The 16,722-nt window shown below is 37.6% G+C and carries 14 protein-coding genes and 1 tRNA gene; 12 read left to right on the top strand and 3 right to left on the bottom strand.

Features of this window, described 5'->3' with window-relative positions; all coding sequences use genetic code 11:
* The first annotated feature begins 3 nt into the window (after nt 1–3).
* The 5 genes from feoB to IGJ11_RS02100 all read left to right on the top strand — a co-directional run bounded on the left by feoB (nt 4) and on the right by IGJ11_RS02100 (nt 6,199).
* Nucleotides 4–2,139: a ferrous iron transport protein B gene (gene feoB / locus IGJ11_RS02080; RefSeq protein WP_053765767.1), complete on the top strand. Its 2,136-nt coding sequence runs from the start codon at nt 4–6 to the stop codon at nt 2,137–2,139.
* Entirely contained in the window at nt 2,140–2,262 is a 123-nt protein-coding gene (locus tag IGJ11_RS02085) for a FeoB-associated Cys-rich membrane protein (RefSeq protein WP_207432769.1), read from the top strand. It begins immediately after the preceding gene.
* A 191-nt stretch (nt 2,263–2,453) separates the two neighbouring features.
* The gene (locus IGJ11_RS02090; protein ID WP_010720062.1) at nt 2,454–3,086 is read left to right on the top strand and encodes a GntR family transcriptional regulator; all 633 of its coding nucleotides are present in this window, start codon (nt 2,454–2,456) and stop codon (nt 3,084–3,086) included.
* 199 nt (nt 3,087–3,285) lie between these two features.
* Nucleotides 3,286–4,479 carry a quaternary amine ABC transporter ATP-binding protein gene (locus tag IGJ11_RS02095; protein ID WP_010720061.1) on the top strand — a complete coding sequence of 398 codons (1,194 nt, stop codon included), beginning with the start codon at nt 3,286–3,288 and terminating at the stop codon, nt 4,477–4,479.
* Nucleotides 4,472–6,199, top strand: coding sequence for an ABC transporter permease/substrate binding protein (locus tag IGJ11_RS02100; RefSeq protein WP_063626546.1), 1,728 nt, complete (start codon nt 4,472–4,474; stop codon nt 6,197–6,199). The genes IGJ11_RS02095 and IGJ11_RS02100 overlap by 8 nt, the downstream gene beginning before the upstream one ends.
* 268 nt (nt 6,200–6,467) lie before the next feature.
* On the opposite strand, the gene IGJ11_RS02105 is transcribed toward IGJ11_RS02100, so the two are convergent.
* The 3 genes from IGJ11_RS02105 to IGJ11_RS02115 all read right to left on the bottom strand — a co-directional run bounded on the left by IGJ11_RS02105 (nt 6,468) and on the right by IGJ11_RS02115 (nt 8,750).
* Nucleotides 6,468–7,067: an SOS response-associated peptidase gene (locus tag IGJ11_RS02105; protein ID WP_010738444.1), complete on the bottom strand. Its 600-nt coding sequence runs from the start codon at nt 7,065–7,067 to the stop codon at nt 6,468–6,470.
* Nucleotides 7,068–7,484: 417 nt separating this feature from the next.
* A tRNA-Lys gene (locus IGJ11_RS02110) sits at nt 7,485–7,557 on the bottom strand.
* Nucleotides 7,558–7,805: 248 nt separating this feature from the next.
* Complete coding sequence (locus tag IGJ11_RS02115; protein ID WP_251849456.1) at nt 7,806–8,750, bottom strand: tocopherol cyclase family protein; 945 nt, start codon at nt 8,748–8,750, stop codon at nt 7,806–7,808.
* 314 nt (nt 8,751–9,064) lie between these two features.
* Here IGJ11_RS02115 and IGJ11_RS02120 point away from each other — a divergent pair, with 314 nt between their 5' ends.
* The 7 genes from IGJ11_RS02120 to IGJ11_RS02150 all read left to right on the top strand — a co-directional run bounded on the left by IGJ11_RS02120 (nt 9,065) and on the right by IGJ11_RS02150 (nt 16,718).
* A complete protein-coding gene (locus IGJ11_RS02120; protein WP_010720056.1) occupies nt 9,065–9,631 on the top strand; it encodes a DUF1836 domain-containing protein in 567 nt (188 codons plus the stop codon).
* A complete protein-coding gene (locus IGJ11_RS02125; protein WP_010738442.1) occupies nt 9,621–10,478 on the top strand; it encodes a DegV family protein in 858 nt (285 codons plus the stop codon). Before IGJ11_RS02120 ends, IGJ11_RS02125 begins: the two co-directional genes overlap by 11 nt.
* 580 nt (nt 10,479–11,058) lie before the next feature.
* On the top strand, nt 11,059–11,748 hold the full coding sequence (locus IGJ11_RS02130; protein WP_053765760.1) for a hypothetical protein: 690 nt from the start codon (nt 11,059–11,061) through the stop codon (nt 11,746–11,748).
* A gap of 243 nt (nt 11,749–11,991) precedes the next feature.
* On the top strand, nt 11,992–12,696 hold the full coding sequence (gene yycF, locus IGJ11_RS02135; protein WP_010720053.1) for a response regulator YycF: 705 nt from the start codon (nt 11,992–11,994) through the stop codon (nt 12,694–12,696).
* A 3-nt stretch (nt 12,697–12,699) separates the two neighbouring features.
* Entirely contained in the window at nt 12,700–14,535 is a 1,836-nt protein-coding gene (gene walK / locus IGJ11_RS02140) for a cell wall metabolism sensor histidine kinase WalK (RefSeq protein WP_010738440.1), read from the top strand.
* Nucleotides 14,532–15,845, top strand: coding sequence for a YycH family regulatory protein (locus tag IGJ11_RS02145; RefSeq protein ID WP_010720051.1), 1,314 nt, complete (start codon nt 14,532–14,534; stop codon nt 15,843–15,845). The genes walK and IGJ11_RS02145 overlap by 4 nt, the downstream gene beginning before the upstream one ends.
* Nucleotides 15,846–16,718, top strand: coding sequence for a two-component system regulatory protein YycI (locus tag IGJ11_RS02150; protein WP_010720050.1), 873 nt, complete (start codon nt 15,846–15,848; stop codon nt 16,716–16,718).
* The last annotated feature ends 4 nt before the right edge of the window (nt 16,719–16,722 follow it).

Raw genomic sequence — 16,722 nt, forward strand, 5'->3', positions numbered from 1 at the left:
AAAATGAAGGTAGCTTTAGTCGGTAACCCTAATAGTGGAAAGAGTAGTTTATTCAATGCCTTAACTGGTGCTAAACAATACGTAGGGAATTGGCCAGGGGTAACGGTGGAAAAAAAAGAAGGAAAAATGAAGAAGAATCCGATAATCAAGATTCAAGATTTACCTGGAATCTATTCCCTGTCACCTTATACACCTGAAGAAGTAATTGCGAGAGATTATCTGACCAACGAATGTCCTGATCTGATCATCAATATTGTCGATGCCACAAATTTAGAAAGAAATCTTTATCTGACTGCACAATTATTAGATCTAGGCATCCCCATCATTATCGGACTGAATATGATGGATATCATTAAAAAAAATGGCAAAAAAATCAATGTCGAAAAATTAAGTTATGGTTTAGGCATACCTGTGGTTCCTATCAGTGTATTGAAAAAAGAAGGGTTGGATAAACTCACGAAGAAAATCATTGATGCCTCCAAGCAGCCAAAAGAACAGAAGGTATCCTTACTAACTAATTATGACGATCGACTAGAAGCTGCAATCCATGAAATCGAAGAGATATTAGGAAAAGATCAGCCTTTTCAACGCTGGTCTGCCATCAAATATTTTGAGCGTGATCCACAGTTATGGGAAAAACAAACAATAACGACAAAACAAGAAAAAGAAATTGAGCAGCTGATTCGTCTGACAGAGAGACTATTTGATGAAGATAGCGAAACGATAGTTATTAATGAACGATATGAATGGCTAACGCAACTTACTGCACTTTGTGTCGTGTCTACGGATTCATTTCGCTTGTCCATCAGTGATAAAATCGATCGAATCGTTACTAATCGCTGGTTCGCTTTACCAATTTTTGCTTTTGTCATGTGGCTGATCTATTATTTAGCGATTCAAACAATCGGAACAATGGGAACTGATTGGATCAATGACACGTTATTTGGCAGCTGGTTGCCACAACACGTCGAACAGGTACTGGTCAACTGGCAAGTGGCACAGTGGATGCAACAATTGATTCTCAATGGAATCATAGCAGGGGTAGGCGCAGTGTTGGGCTTTCTACCTCAGCTGATCGTCTTGTTCTTGTGTTTAAGTTTCTTGGAAGATTGTGGCTACATGTCACGGATCGCTTTTGTGATGGATCGTTTATTTCGGAAATTTGGTTTGTCAGGGAAATCGTTTATTCCTATGTTGATTGCTACAGGTTGTGGCGTTCCAGGGGTGATGGCTAGCCGAACCATTGAAAATGAGCAAGATCGGCGCTTGACGATCATGGTCACGACGTTTATGCCATGTTCTGCTAAATTACCAATCATTGCTTTGATAGCAGGAGCGTTTTTCCCCCATACTTCTTGGGTAGCACCCTCTGCTTATTTTCTAGGTATGTCTTCCATCGTTTTATCAGGGATCATGTTGAAGAAGACGAAGTTATTTGCTGGCGATACCGCACCATTTATTATGGAACTACCAGCGTATCATTTTCCACAAGGAACAACGATTTTACGCCAAACCTATGACCGCAGTAAATCATTCGTCAAAAAAGCAGGAACGATCATCTTTGTTTCAAGTATTTTGATTTGGTTTACTTCTTCGTATAACTTTTTTGGTCAACCTGTTACAGAAGATCAAAGTATTCTAGCAAGTGTTGGACGGATTGTGGCTCCTCTTTTCCAACCACTAGGATGGGGGAATTGGCAAGGAACAGTAGCTACGATCACTGGATTAGTGGCCAAAGAAAATGTCATTGGGACTTTTGGTATTTTGTTTGGGCACAAAGAAGTAGCGGAAAATGGTCGAGAGATTTGGCAAGCATTGCAAGGGACGTATACTTCCGCTGCTGCTTATTCCTTATTGTCCTTCAATCTGCTTTGTGCTCCCTGTTTTGCAGCAATCGGTGCGATCCATCGTGAAATGAATTCAAGGAAATGGACACTGATCGCAGTTGGCTATCAATGTGGGTTTGCTTACTTGGTAAGCTTCATGATTTATCAGTTCGCTCATTTATTAGAAGGCGGCTCTATCGTATTTTCGACTTATTTAGCAGGTATGGTTCTGATTGGATTAGGTTACGCTTTATTGAAAAAACAGCAGAAGAAACAAGAAATTTTGACGTTATCATTAGAAGGTGGAAATTAAATGGCGACTTTTTTATTAAGTGTATTGATCTTTGGCAGTGCTGGTTATATCGTGTTTTCACGTATCAAATCAGGAAAAACGTGTGATGACTGTAAAAGTGCTTGCCCAGTAAAGAAAATCTAACGGATGTGAGATGATAAAAACAACGAGTGATGATCGAAAAACAGTTCATCGTTCGTTGTTTTTTTTGTGGTTGATCCTGCTTCTTTTGATTTTTCTCCAAGGAAAAGACTTAAAACCTTTTTAAGATTTTTTGCTTATTTTGATTTCCCATAGTAAGATGTAACTGAAAAAGAGAAGGAAGAGGAGAATAAATGGCAGGAAAGAAAAAAATTGTTCGTCCAAGATACCAACAAATCGCAGTTGATCTGGCTGAACGAATCGTGGAAAACCGTTATCAGGTGGGGGAGAAGATCCATGCGAGATCCACTTTAGCAAGTACATATAATGCTTCTCCTGAAACTACAAGAAAAGCAATCAATGTGCTAGTTGATCTAGGGATCATGGAGGTTCGCCATGGCAGTGGGGCATTCGTTGCCTCAAAAGAGAAAGCCAAAGATTTTTTATTGCAATACCAAGATGTTCAATCGATCCAAGAAACAAAAGCCGAAATTATGGCAAGTGTAGAAAAGCAACAAGAAGAATTGGATCATTTTTCACAATTATTAGATCAATTAGTCAGTCAAACGAAACGGATACATAAGATGAATCCTTTATTGCCATTTGAATTAACGTTGACGAAAGAAGCGACCCATCTTGACCGCTCCATCAGCGAGTTGAATATTTGGCAAGCAACAGGAGCGACAGTGATTGCGATTTCCCATAAAGAAGAGTTGCTCGTTTCACCTGGACCGTATGCCAAATTCACAGCGGGTGACACTGTACATTTCATTGGAAACGAATTTACCTTACAAAGAATGACTAATTTCTTCTATCCAGAAAACTAGTCCTTTAATTATTTTTTATCATCAAATTTTAATCTTGAATAAGCCTAACCGCTAGGGCTTTATTCAAGTTTTTTTTATTTTGGAAGCAAACAAAAAAGTCTCCTTTTTGACAAAGTGACTACACGATGTTAGTATAGTGTGGTCACTTTTTTCAGAAAGTAAAATGAATTTACATAAACATAAAAAAGGAGAAATTTGTTTGGTAAAGGTAGAAGTAAAAAATTTAACAAAAATATTTGGTAAAAAGACACAAGTAGCTTTAGAAATGATGAAGAATCATCAACCGAAGACAGATATATTGAAAAAAACCGGCGCAACGGTCGGTGTGTACGATGCTAGCTTTGATGTTCAAGAAGGCGAAATATTCGTTATCATGGGTCTTTCCGGTAGTGGGAAATCAACCTTGATTCGGTTATTGAATCGTTTGATCGAACCAACAGCAGGAAACATCTATATCGATGGAGAAGACATCTCAAAATTGAGTAAAGAAGAACTTCGTGAAGTTCGTCGTCACAAGATCAATATGGTTTTCCAAAACTTTGGGTTATTTCCACATCGTACGATCTTAGAAAATACGGAATATGGTTTAGAAGTTCGAGGAGTTCCGAAAGAAGAACGCCAACAAAAAGCAGAACAAGCACTTGAAAACTCAAGTTTGCTTTCATTTAAAGATCAATATCCAAATCAATTATCTGGTGGGATGCAACAACGTGTGGGGCTAGCTCGAGCATTAGCCAACGATCCAGAGATTTTATTGATGGATGAAGCTTTTTCTGCTCTTGATCCGTTGATTCGCCGTGAAATGCAGGATGAACTACTCGAATTACAATCAAATGTCCAAAAAACAATCATTTTCATCACCCATGATCTAAACGAAGCGTTGCGAATCGGTGACCGTATTGCATTGATGAAAGATGGTGAAATCATGCAAATCGGCACAGGAGAAGAAATCTTAACAAATCCTGCTAACGATTATGTTCGAGAATTTGTGGAGGAAGTGGACCGCTCCAAAGTCTTAACAGCTCAAAATATCATGGTTCCAGCGTTGACTACCAATATTGAATCAGATGGTCCGAATGTTGCATTGACTCGAATGCGCAACGAAGAAGTAAGTATGTTGATGGCAGTCGATAGAAAACGAAACTTAAAAGGAATCATTACAGCTGATCAAGCGCTAGAAGCCAGACGCCAAAAACGGCCGTTGATTGATTTCTTAGATGAAAATGTCACTGTCATTGGGAAAGACATGATTGTCAGTGATATCTTCAATATTATTTATGATTCACCTACGCCACTAGCAGTAGTTGACAACGGTAAACTTAAAGGGGTTGTCATTCGAGGAAGTGTGATTGAAGCATTAGCAGAATCAGGTGAGGTGAATGAACATGAATAATTTATTAAACTATCAATTACCCGTAGCAGATTGGGTTGAGAAATTGACAGAATGGTTTACGACTACGTTTGCAGGACTATTTGCTTTTCTACAAACGATCGGGCAAGCAGTGATGTCTGGGATCACTAATTTATTATTAGTTATTCCAGCGCCAGTGTTCATCCTTTTATTAACAGTCGTTGCATTCTTTATCTCTAAGAAACGTCCAGGACTGACCTTGTTTACGTTGATCGGTCTATGGTTTATTTACAATCAAGGGTTATGGTCTGATTTGATGAATACTGTGACACTTGTCTTATTGTCTAGTATGATCTCCATCATTATTGGTGTACCATTAGGAATCTTAATGGCAAAAAGCAGCAAAGCGCAAAGTATCATCAAACCGATCCTTGACTTTATGCAAACTATGCCAGGATTTGTTTACTTGATCCCAGCAGTCGCATTCTTTGGGATCGGGATGGTTCCAGGGGTATTCGCTTCGGTTATTTTTGCGTTACCACCAACTGTTCGTTTCACAAATCTAGGTATTCGCCAAGTACCAAAAGAATTGGTGGAAGCATCTGATTCATTTGGTAGTACCAGTTGGCAAAAACTGTTCAAGTTAGAATTACCATTGGCTAAAAGTACGATCATGGCGGGGATCAACCAAACCACCATGTTGTCACTTTCAATGGTCGTGATTGCTTCAATGATCGGAGCGCCAGGATTAGGTCGTGGCGTCTTGTCAGCATTACAACGTGCGCAAGTCGGAAATGGATTTGTTAACGGGGTAGCTTTAGTTATCTTGGCGATCATCATTGACCGTTTTACGCAACATTTGAATCAACCAAATAATAAAAAAGCGACAGGTGCGAACAAACAAAAAAGTAAAAAACGCCAAGGAATCATTATTGGAGCTGTAGTGGTTGTGATTTTAGGTGCCATTGGCTTAGGTAGTTTAGCTAATAACAAAGAAACAAAAAAAATCAATCTTTCATATGTAGAATGGGATACTGAAGTAGCTTCAACGAATGTAGTTGCTGAAGTACTTAAAGGAATGGGCTATGATGTGTCGATCACACCATTAGATAATTCCATCATGTGGGAATCTGTTTCTAAGGGAGAATCAGATGGGATGGTATCTGCGTGGTTACCAAAAACCCATGGTTCTCAATATGCACAGTACAAAGACCAAATAAATGATCTAGGTGCTAATTTAACTGGTGCTAAAGTTGGCTTAGCTGTTCCAAGCTATATGGATGTCAACTCGATTGAAGAATTAACCAATCAAGCAGGTAAGAAAATTACAGGTATTGAACCTGGTGCAGGAGTCGTAAACGCTGCTGAAAATACAATCAAGCAGTATGACAATTTAAAAGATTGGACCGTAGAAACTTCTTCTTCAGGTGCGATGACAGTGGCATTAGGTCAAGCCATCAAAAAGAAAGAACCAATCGTTATTACTGGTTGGACCCCACATTGGATGTTTGCTAAATATGACTTGAAGTATCTTGAAGATCCTAAAAAAGCTATGGGAAGTGCTGAAGAAATCCATACGATCGTCCGCAAAGGATTAAAAGAAGACCAACCAGAAGCATATAAGGTCTTAGATAATTTCCACTGGTCAGAAAAAGATATGGAAAAAGTCATGTTAGAAATCAATAACGGAAAAGATCCACAACAAGCAGCACAAGACTGGATCAAAGAAAATCAAAAAACAGTCGATAGCTGGAAAGAATAATGTTTAGGTAACTGATCACGAAAAGTTGGATCAAACTCTAGTAAATCATAATGAAGCGTTCTGAAAATAGTCTTTACTATTTTTGGAACGCTTCATTTTTTGTACCAATATATTAGAAGTTTTTGTGCAAGACAGCTAGTATTGAGGTGTTCGTTCAATTTTTTGTAAATATTTGAATAATGTTATGATGCTTCAACACTTCAAAACAAACCGAAGTATCTGAGAAGCATTTTGCTCATTGTATTTTTCAGTACATGTATGTTTTTGGTTATATATGGTTTTCGTCTACATTTCGTCGACTTAACTCAGGCATCTTCGCTGTCAGTTGACTCCTTGCAAAATCTAAATCATTAAGCCAGTCTTTAATCTGTTCTTTTGCTAGGATTAAGGGCATGCGATCATGAACGGGAAGCACTGATTGACTTGGTTGAGTGGTCAAAATGATTGATTCGGTTTCAAATCCAGCTTCATTTTTATGGATTCGATAAAAACCACCGACATAAAGGACGGACGTTTGACTGTCAGTGAACATTACTTTGTGTTTGTCAGAATCCCATTCATAAAAACCCGACATTGGAAAAACACAACGAGTCTCTTTGAAAGGGTGAGAGAATGTCTTTTTTTCTTCCACAGTTTCTGCTCGAGCATTGATCATTAGCTGTCCTTTTTTAAAACCGGTAAAGCCCCAACGAGTGATACCTGGCACAACAACGGATTCTTGATTAAGACCTAATGTTACTACATGGTTCGATGGAAAAATTTCATTTTTTCCAATGTGGATTTGCCGACTTTCTGCCTGTGGCTTTACTTGTTCATAATATTTTTTCAGCTCATCGGATGCTAAATCAAAAAAATAACGTCCACACATAATTTTTTCCTCCAATCACTAGTTGATAAAACGATCCAATAGTTAGTTAATGGTTGGCAAAAGGCTGTCTCATCAACTAAATAGGATCCCAAGGTGTACGAACTTCTTTGGTAATACGTCAAAGGGCTAGACTTACTTTGTTTCATTGAAACTTTAATTAGATTGTAACGATAAATGCTTTATTAATAAAGTAAACGCTATCATTTAGTTGCGATGAAGAGATCTGTTAGAGGAAGCAATGTGGGTTAATTAATTGACGGTTTGGCGGAGTTCATTCATTCGTAGTTTTCCCCCGGACAATACTAAGTGATCAATCAAAAAAATATATCCGAAAAACAAAAAATGTCATCACGTACACTCTTTTCGAAACTACCGAAGTAGCCAAGAATGTACTGATGACGTGGGTTTGGCACCCAATGGGCCGTGAGGGGCTCGAACCCGCGACCCGCTGATTAAGAGTCAGCTGCTCTACCAACTGAGCTAACGGCCCAATAAATTTATGAAATATTTAATGAATATTACTTAATAATAGTAGCACTGTAGATTTTAAAATGCAAGACTAGCTTAAAAAAAATCATAAAAAACTTTACGTCTTTATAGAAATTCATTCATAGTTTATTCACAAATGCTCAGTATGATATAACCATACCAACCAACAAAAGTTCTTGCAAAAGAACTAACCCTAACACTTTTTCATTTTTACTCCTTCCCGCCATTTTTAATGGCGGGTCTCCTATTTTAGTAGGTAAAACCATGCAAATGATCCACTTCCTCAAATCCTGCTGCGATCCCTTTTTGTTCCAAAAGCGTTTCATTATTTTTTTGTAACGTTACATAGATTTCTGTACTGGCTTTTTCACGAATCACTCGATTCATCAATCCTTTGTGAGGCGCCATTAATGGATGTCCGTCTTTTTGCAGGACTGCCAGTGTTAATTTAAGCTGTTGTTGTTTGATCGTGATAACTAAATAGTCTTTTTCTTGGACGATCGATAAAATTTTAGCTCCGTAGTAAGTAGCAAAGCGATATTCTTCGCTCTGGATCTGCAACACTGCGATGATTCCCAAAAAACGTCCACCAAGAAATGGAATTTCTGCTGCAGAAAAGAAAAAACGTGCATCGGACGTCTCAAATTGATTACACTGGGCCCATACATAAGTTGCAGGAAAAGAAGAGCCCCAATCTTTTTCTACATAACCAATCCCCTGATCAAAATCAATGGGTTGATCATTCCAGACTAATTCTCCCTGTAGTGAATGTTTCATGCTTAATATCCCATGGTAACATTCCATAAAAGCGAAATAAGAAAAAGGGCCCATGATACTAGGAGCATAGTAGGTCCGATGGATAGGTGTAAAATCGCCATAATCAATCGTTCCATGAATCGACAGATTGTCATTGGTTAACGAAAGAGAAATACCCTTTTCACTAAAGATATTTTCACCAATTTTTATGAATAAATGTTCTTTTTCGATAAAGAGGTGCGCACTATCAAAATAAAAAATCTCGGAATGTTCATGACTGATTACTTGTATAAAGGGAGACTTTTCGCCATTTTCCGCAATCGAATAGCCAGGAATGAAAGCATAAACGTTATTTCCGATTTGATGTTTAAAATACCATCCTTCAAAAAAAGGGTGGGTTTTGTTTTCTCCTTGAAAAAATTTATCTGTTGGAATCATCTTTATTTCCCTCCATTCACTCTTATTCAGTGTACCATGCCGAATGGACTGAAGGTTTCAAATAAGCTTAGAAGTAAGCCAGTTACTATCCGTAGGTCTTAAGGAATCAGAAAAGTAAGAAAAAATAGCAAACAAAGAACCAAGGTATCTATTTAAGGAGGGAAAGATTGTTTTATTTTAGGTATTCGCAAGTAAAATTGTTTTATTTTCTCGAGAAATTTATTATAATTGAATTACCTAGTTAAAAAAACTAGATTGGATGTTTTTAATAACTCTAATAAGATGTTTGTGAAAACAACAAAGGAGAACAAGTAATGGAAAAAATGCGACAACAATTAATTGAATGGGGAAAAGAACTGGAAAATTATCATTTACCTCAGTGGGATGAACTTCCTGATTTAGAACTTTATATGGATCAGGTCAGAACGTTAGTTGATCGCTATCTTTCTCCTGTTATCCGAGGTGAGAAACATCCATTGTTGACCTCTTCAATGGTAAATAATTATGTGAAATTAGGGCTAGTTCCAGCGCCCATCAAAAAACGATACAACAAAGAGCATGTTGCATTTTTAATTGCAATTACATCATTGAAGCAAGTCCTGACAATTCCCGAAATTAAAGAAGGAATCCTCTTTCAAGGGAAAACGGTTGGTATCCGTGAAGCCTACAATCTATTTTGTCACGAACAAGAAAAAGCCATCAAAATGGTTAGCCAATTGGCTCAAGGAGAAGTCTATCCACAGATATTGGAGCAAGAGATACCCGTAGAATATATCGCAGTTCGATCGGCGACCTTGTCATTTGCGATGAAATTGTTGGCAGAAAAAACGATTAGTCTAGAAACTGAGTATTTAATTGAGGAGAAAAAAAATGAAAAATAAAGTGGCGATTTTAGTAGACTCTGGGACAGACGTTCCACAAGAGCTAATTGAAAAATATCAAATGTATGTGATTCCATTAAAGATTATTTATAAAGATCGAGTATATACTGATAAAGTTGATATTACTCCGGAGGAAATCTATCAAAGATTACCTCAAGAGATTCCAGGAACATCTTTACCTGATGGCGAAACAATTACCAAAATTTTTGAACAGATCAAACAGGACGGCTATGAAAAAATCTTAGCAGTAACAATCTCAAGTGGATTAAGTGGTACGTATAACATCGTTCGGTTGATTGCCCAACAACAAGAAGAATTGGAAGCGTATGTACTAGATACTAAGAACATTGGGATCGGAGCAGGCTTTTCAGCAATTCAAGCAGCTAAATGGTTAGAAGAAGGAATGGAATGGTCATTATTGATTGAAAGACTCAATGAATTAGTCAAACAGACCAAAGTATTCTTTAACGTGGCAACCCTTGAATATTTACAAAAAGGGGGAAGGATTGGGTTAGTTGCTTCTATATTAGGAACGGCTTTAAAATTAAATCCAATCATTTCTTGTAATGATGAAGGCATTTACTATACAGTGGGCAAAGCAAGAGGTCGTAAAAAAAGTCTAGATCGAACTGTTTCCTATGTGAAAGAACGAGTTGGAACAGCTAAAGTCTTTAACTTAGCCGTTGCGCATGGAGACGCCAAAGAAGAAGCAACTGAGATGATGGCTAGATTGAAAGAAGAATTTCCACAAGCGCAACAAATCTATTTTGGTCAAATATCCCCTGCACTTGTTGTTCATACAGGTCCTGGTTTGTTAGGCGTCGGGGTTCAAGTATTAGAAAAGTAATCAGAAAAATAGCTATTCAACAAAGTCAAACAGCTTAAAATAGCAAAGAAGAGGTTGAAATAAAAGTGTTTAGCATCGAGAAATAAGAAGGGATTTTCGAAAATTGAAAAGAAGTATAAATACTAGTGTTGCTGTTAATTGGTACCTAATTGGCGCTTCCCAAATTTTTGGTTAATTTCGGCTTATTTTTCGAAGATGTTGGTTTCACCATTTATTTGTTTTTCTAGATACTAGAAGAGGTTGAGACAAAAGTGTTTAGCATCAAGAAATAAGAAGGAATTTCCGAAAATTGATTCTCAAATTTTTGGTAAATTTCGGCTTATTTCCGAAGATGCTGCTTTTGTCTCACCGTTTATTCGTTTTTAGAGATACTAGAAGAGACTGAGGCAAGTTTTGCCTTAGTCTCTTTTTGATCGTTTTTGATCGTTTAGCTAAGAATGACTCTGAGCGATAGGAAAGATAAAAATCAACATTTTACAACTTAAACAAAAAAAGATAAATATTATATAGCTTAAGTAGCGATGTATTTGGCAGCGTAAAATGTTATAATACGAACTATTAATAAAAAGAGGTGGTATAAATGAAAAAAGTAGGATTTGTAATGGTTATTTCAGCTTTTCTTCTTGTTGGTTGTGGCACAAAAGGAAATAAAGCAGAAGAATCAAAGGCTGCTTCATCCAGTGAAACTCAAACAATGACTAACTCTTCAAGTTCAGCCAAACAAGCATCATCACAAACCCAATCTACTACGACTAACTCCCAGTCTGTCGCGAAAAATACGAATACTACGCAAAATGAAACAACGAGCGCATCAACGACAATCAGCAGCACCACCGAAACAATGGTCACTCCCGATCCGCTAAGTGGCTATACAAACGACCAAATTGAATATGCCCGTGTCTGGTTAGCAGTTATGGGTACACATTACAAAACCGATTTAGCCAGTGGGAATTTTAAACTTCATGTGTCACATTCAGCTGCTGGAGCAGCAGTCAATCCTTATGATAGCACGAGTTTGACTTTTCCAACTGAAACGGTCACTCTTTCAGGAGAATATGGTTATCAAAGTTTAGTTGTTTATTCAAGCAATCATAACGGTACGATCACTTGTTATCCTGTTCCGAGTCATTTTCAAGGTGATCCAAGAGATCAAGCAGCAGTGAAAAAGCAGGAACAAGAAATCCTTGATCAAGCAACGATTGTTTCGATCCCGACTGGCAATCCTGAAGATGTCAAAGAATTAATTGCGGTACAAGTTGTAGATAACTGATGAATACCGTCGTTTTCTATAAAAAATAAAATAGCCCTATCAATCAGTAAAACGAATCGAAAAAAATGCTATTTTTTGATTCGTTTATTTTTTGTCACCAAAAACAAATAAAGGATAAACAAAATGAGGATTCAAGTGAGAAGTGTATGTTTTCTGTAAGGCTTTTTTTACAAAGATGAAACATCTTGGAAAATACGTTATAATGGGAGAGTATGACAATAATAAAAAAGAGGTGGCTCTTTAATGAAAAAGATTTTAGTTGTCGATGACGAAAAGCCGATTTCGGATATCGTCAAATTCAATTTAGCCAAGGAAGGCTATGATGTTTATACTGCATATGACGGGGAAGAAGCCTTAGAAAAAGTCACTGAGGTGGAACCTGATTTGATCTTGCTAGATTTGATGTTACCAAAAATGGATGGCTTAGAAGTCGCGCGTGAAGTACGGAAAACCTACGACATGCCGATCATTATGGTGACTGCAAAAGATTCTGAAATCGATAAGGTATTAGGGCTGGAATTAGGTGCTGATGATTACGTGACGAAGCCTTTTTCTAATCGTGAACTAGTGGCTCGAGTGAAAGCCAATCTTCGTCGTGGCGCAACTGCTACCAAAGAAGTAGAAGAAATTGCCCCTTCTGAACTCGTGATTGGTGACCTGACGATTCATCCGGATGCTTATATGGTAACGAAACGAGGCGAAACAATTGAATTAACGCATCGTGAATTTGAATTGCTTTTTTACTTAGCAAAACACATCGGACAAGTGATGACACGAGAGCATTTGCTGCAAACCGTGTGGGGCTATGATTACTTTGGTGATGTGCGAACTGTAGATGTAACCGTGAGACGTCTACGCGAAAAAATTGAAGATAATCCAAGTCATCCTAATTATTTAGTGACACGGCGAGGTGTTGGTTACTATTTACGTAACCAGGAACAGGAGTAATTGATGAAAGGAAAAGTGCGCTTTTTTCGATCAGTCAATTTCAAAATTGCGATCACGTTTATTTTGATCTTACTGATTTCGATTGAGATTATTGGTGCCTACTTTATCCGAGGGTTAGAGCGTTCAACAATCAATACATTTATCAAAGATATGAATCAAACAGTTGAATCTTTAGCGACCACGATCAGTCCCGAATTAAATCGTAAAGACAACGCAGACATTGAAGAAGTCAATGCCAATATCAAACGATTCATTGAAAACAATGCCTCGAGTGACATTTTAGAGATTCGAGTTATTGATGAAAAAGGGATTATACGTGGGACAACGGATGTTAGTGATCAAAGCTCAATCGGTAAGAAAAACGATTATGTAGATATCAATGATTTCACAACAAAAAGGTATGTCGCATTAGATAGTGACGATAAGCGAGTGAATATCAATATTCAACCGATCCTGTCCCCGACCGGCGATGCCGTTATCGGGGCTCTTTACGTCAAAAGTAATATTGAGCAAAAATATTCTGAAATCAATAATACTGCGATTATATTCTTCACAGCTTCGTTGATCGCAGCCCTGATCTCCATGGTCGTATCAGTCTTAGTCGCACGGTCGATCACTCAGCCAATTGGCGAGATGCGAGAGCAAGCGATTAGGATTGCTCGGGGAGATTATAGTCGTAAAGTTAAAGTCCATGGACAAGATGAATTAGGGCAACTGGCGGATACATTCAACCAGCTGGCTGAAAGAATCGAAGAAGCTCAAGACACGATGGAAGCGGAAAGGAATCGGTTAGATAGCGTCCTGTCACATATGACAGATGGTGTCATTGCGACCGATCGAAGAGGTAAAGTCATTACGATCAACGATATGGCTGTTTCTTTATTGGATGTCAAAAATGAAGATGCAATCGGTCAGTCGATTTTGACTTTGTTAGATATTGAAGAAGAATATACATTACGTAAACTGCTAGAAGACCCAAATGAAATGGTACTTGATCGTTCAACTGGATTAATGGAAAGCGACCAAATGATTTTACGAGTAGATTTCTCCATGATCCGCAGAGAATCAGGTTTCATTAGTGGATTGGTAGCCGTACTGCATGATGTAACAGAACAAGAAAAAACAGAAAGAGAACGTCGTGAATTTGTCTCGAATGTGTCTCATGAACTTCGCACACCGTTGACAAGTATGCGTAGTTATATTGAAGCTTTAAGTGAGGGAGCTTGGAAAGATGAAGAAGTTGCTCCTAATTTCCTAAAAGTAACGTTAGATGAAACAGATCGAATGATCCGCATGATCAATGACCTGTTGAATCTTTCGCGAATGGATACAGGAAATACACAATTACAGTTAGAGTACGTCAATTTTAATGAATTAGTCAATTTTGTTCTTGACCGCTTTGATATGATGGTGGGTAACCAAGAAAAGAACTATACGATTAAACGGGAATTTACTCAAAGAGATCTTTGGGTAGAGATTGATACCGATAAAGTAATCCAAGTGATTGATAATATTATGAATAATGCGATCAAATATTCTCCAGACGGTGGAATGATCACATGTCGTTTGTTGGAAACACACAATAATGTGATTTTAAGTATTACTGACCAAGGACTTGGGATTCCTAAAAAAGATTTGAATCGAGTATTTGAACGATTTTACCGCGTGGATAAAGCGCGTGCGAGAGCCCAAGGTGGAACGGGGTTAGGGTTGGCTATCTCTAGAGAAGTAGTCAAAGCCCACCGTGGCGCAATCTGGGCAGAGAGTAAAGAAGGAAAAGGATCAACCTTCTATATCTCGTTGCCATATGAACCATATGAGGAGGAATGGTGGGAATGAAAATTTCTGAAAAAGTTATTCGAATAGGATTGCTCCTAATGATTGCTTTAAGTATCTACCTCTCATATGCCATTTGGCTAAGTCCAGCAGGTAAAACCTCGGTTAATTTTGACGAATCCAATTCACAGATGATCGATTCACAAAACTACCGAAAAGCATCTGAAGTTTTTCTTCCATTACATGTGACTTGGTTGCATTCAGGACAAATAAAGGAAACAAATAGTGAAAATCTTGTTTCTCGCCTCCAAACAGTTATCGAGGGCGCTCGATTTGGCAGAGTAACAGAAATCGTCAATGGCGATAAAGAGAAATTTGACAAGCTAAAAACTATTCAAGAAGGCATTGAGCTTACTTATAATGCGCCGCTGCTACTTAGTGAGTATAAAGAAGCCTTTCATCTAAGTTTGGATTTTTCAGCGCTTCCTAATCGGACAGATTCTATTTACTTTATGCGTATCCAGTTTGATAAAAATGAGAACAAAGTGCGATTCCTTGATTTTGAGACGGATTCCATTTACGAATCGAATCTTTCAGTTGATTGGAAAGAGTTGGAAAAAGAATTAAAGGCAACCGATAGTACGTGGACAGAGATGGAAAAAACGCCTTCGATTGTTGAGACACAATATGAAACGAAAGATAAAATCAAATTAAAAAAATATAGTTATATCCTGTCACAACAACCATATACTTTGTTTAGAAATGCCTTTTTCCAAAAACCAGATGAGGTCAAAACAAATAATGAGAGCAATGAACTGCTTTTTTATGATGGAAATGAGACGATGAGGATCCATTCAGAAACACAAATCGTTGATTTTCGGGGAGAAATCGGACAAGACAACGTCACAGCGAATATTTTCTCACAAAGTTTTCCATATATTAGTAAATTAGGCAATTCATTAGGAAATATGCGTTATTTTGATCGAGAGAACAATCAGATCGATTATCGAATATTTGTAGAAGGATTTCCTGTATTTGGTTCAGACAGTAAAGGGAAAGTTGAGATTGAAATTGGAGCGGATCAAGTAGATTCACAAGTGAAGATCCAAACCAGCTTGAATACGATCCAAGTACCGATTCCATCTGATGAAGAAGTTGAATTGCCACAAACAGAAAAAGTCATCCAGAGTCTTTTGGATAAAGGGGCAGACAAAGAAAAAATCGAGTCGTTGATTGTTGGCTACACGTGGCAAAATATCAAGGAAACGAATCGAGTCGTCGATTTATTACCTGAGTGGTATGTAAAATACCAAGGTCAATGGTACGCTGTCAATGATTTGCTTGGACGATTACCTGAAACGGAGGCGAATTAAATGGATTTCAAAAAAATTGAATGGATTTTTTTCGTTGCTTTTTTAGGGTTAAATGTTTTTTTATTTAGAAGTTATCAAGAAACGATCAGCCAAGAAAATAATGTGATCCGATCAGGACAAACCGAATCCATTCAACAACGACTTTCTAGTGATGACATTTCTTATACTGGTAAAATCTCTTCAGAAAGTAGACAAGGGTATTATTTAAGTGCGGAGGAAACGGACCTTAGTAAGGAACTGGACAGTCAACGTCATGGGACAAGTAAAAAAGGACTGTTGAGTAGTGGGATTGTTTTCAATGACAATGTCTTAACAAAAACTTTATCTGAGACAGAATCAGAAAATAGTATTTTTGATCCTGATAAAATGGGAAGTTCAGTGAATAGCTTTTTAAACAAAAAAAACAATGTACTCTTTGGTAGCGATTATGTTTATATGAAGAATTTTTCTGATCTAGACAGCGCAACGCCGGAAGTACAAGCGAGTCAGAAATATGATGGTCTACCTTTTTATGATGATACAGCTAAAATTGTGTTTTCACTGAATAAACAAGATAAAAGTTATGCTGTCACGAAGTACACTCAGACACATTTATCCGATATTGAACAATTACGGGAAAAAACAGAATTACACACAGAAGAAGATGCAATCAAAACATTGTATGTAAATAATAAGATTTCTCGAGGTTCAAAAATCCTTTGGAGGCAGCTTGCTTACTCTTGTATTTTGAAAGTGCGAGAAAAGAATGTGTATGTTCCAGTCTGGTATGTGGCGATAGAAACGCCTGATAAATCGATCCAAGTAGAGTCGGTCAATGCATTTAGTAATACGATTGTAACAAATAATACGATTCCAAAGGTGGAAGATCATTAAAAAA

The organism is Enterococcus sp. DIV0691 (genome assembly GCF_051711145.1).
In the GTDB taxonomy this organism is placed as follows: domain Bacteria; phylum Bacillota; class Bacilli; order Lactobacillales; family Enterococcaceae; genus Enterococcus_B; species Enterococcus_B hirae.

Bases quoted from the DNA above. Each gene is read 5' to 3' on its own strand.
- IGJ11_RS02115 (WP_251849456.1), bottom strand. From the start codon at position 8,750: ATGATTCCAACAGATAAATTTTTTCAAGGAGAAAACAAAACCCACCCT.
- IGJ11_RS02120 (WP_010720056.1), top strand. From the start codon at position 9,065: ATGGAAAAAATGCGACAACAATTAATTGAATGGGGAAAAGAACTGGAA.
- IGJ11_RS02130 (WP_053765760.1), top strand. From the start codon at position 11,059: ATGAAAAAAGTAGGATTTGTAATGGTTATTTCAGCTTTTCTTCTTGTT.
- IGJ11_RS02085 (WP_207432769.1), top strand. From the start codon at position 2,140: ATGGCGACTTTTTTATTAAGTGTATTGATCTTTGGCAGTGCTGGTTAT.
- IGJ11_RS02090 (WP_010720062.1), top strand. From the start codon at position 2,454: ATGGCAGGAAAGAAAAAAATTGTTCGTCCAAGATACCAACAAATCGCA.
- IGJ11_RS02100 (WP_063626546.1), top strand. From the start codon at position 4,472: ATGAATAATTTATTAAACTATCAATTACCCGTAGCAGATTGGGTTGAG.
- IGJ11_RS02125 (WP_010738442.1), top strand. From the start codon at position 9,621: ATGAAAAATAAAGTGGCGATTTTAGTAGACTCTGGGACAGACGTTCCA.
- IGJ11_RS02105 (WP_010738444.1), bottom strand. From the start codon at position 7,067: ATGTGTGGACGTTATTTTTTTGATTTAGCATCCGATGAGCTGAAAAAA.
- IGJ11_RS02150 (WP_010720050.1), top strand. From the start codon at position 15,846: ATGGATTTCAAAAAAATTGAATGGATTTTTTTCGTTGCTTTTTTAGGG.
- yycF (WP_010720053.1), top strand. From the start codon at position 11,992: ATGAAAAAGATTTTAGTTGTCGATGACGAAAAGCCGATTTCGGATATC.
- IGJ11_RS02145 (WP_010720051.1), top strand. From the start codon at position 14,532: ATGAAAATTTCTGAAAAAGTTATTCGAATAGGATTGCTCCTAATGATT.
- feoB (WP_053765767.1), top strand. From the start codon at position 4: ATGAAGGTAGCTTTAGTCGGTAACCCTAATAGTGGAAAGAGTAGTTTA.
- walK (WP_010738440.1), top strand. From the start codon at position 12,700: ATGAAAGGAAAAGTGCGCTTTTTTCGATCAGTCAATTTCAAAATTGCG.